This window comes from Mucilaginibacter sp. P4_E8 (assembly GCF_056401495.1).
Genome location: NZ_JBFUJG010000326.1, coordinates 1 through 2,075, shown reverse-complemented (window position 1 = coordinate 2,075; position 2,075 = coordinate 1). Strand labels below are relative to the sequence as shown.

At 57.0% G+C, this 2,075-nt stretch carries 1 protein-coding gene; it reads right to left on the bottom strand.

Going from position 1 to position 2,075, the window contains the following annotated elements; translation table 11 throughout:
- The coding region (locus tag AC1DRQ_RS31020; protein WP_477429908.1) for a non-ribosomal peptide synthetase at positions 1–2,075 on the bottom strand (2,075 nt) is incomplete at both ends.

The following is a 2,075-nucleotide window of genomic DNA, read 5'->3' as shown; positions in this document are numbered from 1 at the left end:
GCTGATATATTCAGCTATCTGCTCCTGTAGCCATACAGCATCACCCTCCCCCGCCGAAAGCTCGTCCAGTAACCAAAGGTCCGCCCCCTCGATCTGCTGGTATCCTATACCGTCTTCCTCCCGGATCGTTGTCCGAAGGATCTCATGACGGCTTACGATCTCCCGGAAAGAACTTTCCAGCGCATCCCGGTCCAGTGAACCACGAAGACGGAATACAYGCGGAATATGGTACTGTACACTGCCCTGCAACCTGTCTATGAACCATAAACGCTCCTGAGCATACGACAGCGGGATACGAKCCCCTGCCTCTCGCTGCCGCAGTTGCGGCAGCAACGACGCTTCATTTAACTCCAGCGAAGCCGACAGGCCTGCTATGGTCGGGTGGTCAAACACCGTGCGGATCAGCAGCTCCTTTCCAAGATCCTTACGGATCGAGGAGATCAGCTGGATCGCCAGCAGGGAATGTCCCCCAAGYTCAAAAAAGTTATCATGGATACCTACCCCCGTTACACCCAGCAGCTCCTCCCAGATCCCGATCAGCGTCAGCTCCAGCGCATTACGACCGCCTTCATACCCCGAAGATGAACCCTGTACGTCAACCTCCGGAAGCGATTTACGGTCTACTTTCCCGTTCGCCGTCAGCGGAACCTGCTCCAGCTCTATCAGTATCCCCGGTACCATATACTCCGGTAACTTGCTTTTGGCGTAACTAATCACTGCTGCATAATTCCAGTTTTGTATTGTCACCACATAACCCACCAGCCGCTTGCCTGTATGACCGTCCTCACGGGCGACCACAACASCCTGGCGTACGCCCGGGCTCTGCTGTAGCACGGACTCGATCTCCCCTAGCTCAATACGGTAACCACGGATCTTTACCTGGTCATCCATACGGCCCAGGTACTCTATATTACCGTCAGGCAACCAGCGGCAAAGGTCCCCCGTCTTATACAATCGCCCGCCCTCTTCACCGTARGGGTCCGGTATGAAACGCTCTGCCGTCAGATCCGAACGGTTCAGGTATCCTCGTGCTACCTGCACACCACCCAGGTACAGCTCGCCAGGAACGCCCAGGGGAAGAATGCCCCCGGCAGCGTCCAGTATATATGCCCGCACACCCGCGTTCGGCTTGCCGATCGTTATACACCCATCCGCATGGATCGGTTCATCCGTTAGCGTGGCRCWYACYGTATTCTCCGTCGGCCCGTACGCATTGATCAGCCGGATCCCCTTTTCGCGGATCATTACTGCCAGCTGCCCGTTCAGCGCCTCTCCCGCGGATACCACCGTCTTCAGACTGAACTCCTGACCCAGCAGCAGCGCCTGGTAGCTCGGCGGCAAGGTCACCAGTTCGATCGACTCTGACTGAAGCAGCCTCCCCAGGGAGGGCAGGTCCAGTAACACCGATTTCGGTGAAAGAACAAGACAGCCGCCGTGAAGCAACGTCAAAAATATCTCATAACACGACGCATCAAAGCTAAAGCTGGCAAACTGGAATACCCGGATACCCGCATGAAGGTTCAGCGGGGCCTGCTGGTTATACAYCAGGTTCACCACGCTCCCGTGCTCGATCATTACCCCCTTCGGACGACCTGTTGAACCCGAAGTATAGATCACATACGCCAGGTCACCCGCGCGAACTTCAGCAGGCACCGGCCCCGACGGATAAACCGACAGCAGCTCCGATAAACTGTCCAGGCTTACCACCAGCGCATCCGGGCTCGCTTCCGAAAGCTGATCCTGGTAGGCACTCTCGCCGAGGATCAGCGATGCTCCTGTATCCTGAAGCATATAACTGATCCGGTCCGCAGGGTAATCCGGATCAACCGGTACATAAGCACCCCCCGCCTTCAGCACCCCAAGGATCCCGATGATCATCTCCAGGGAACGGCCAAGACAGATCGGTACCAGCGTCTCCGATACAACACCGCGGCTCCGCAGGAAATGCCCCAGCTGGTTCGACCGGGCATCCAGCTCACGGTAGCTCAGACGGCTATCCCCGTAAACCACAGCGGTCTCTTCTCCCCGAAGCATTACCTGCTCCCTGAACAGGTCCAGCAGCGTCAATCCCACAG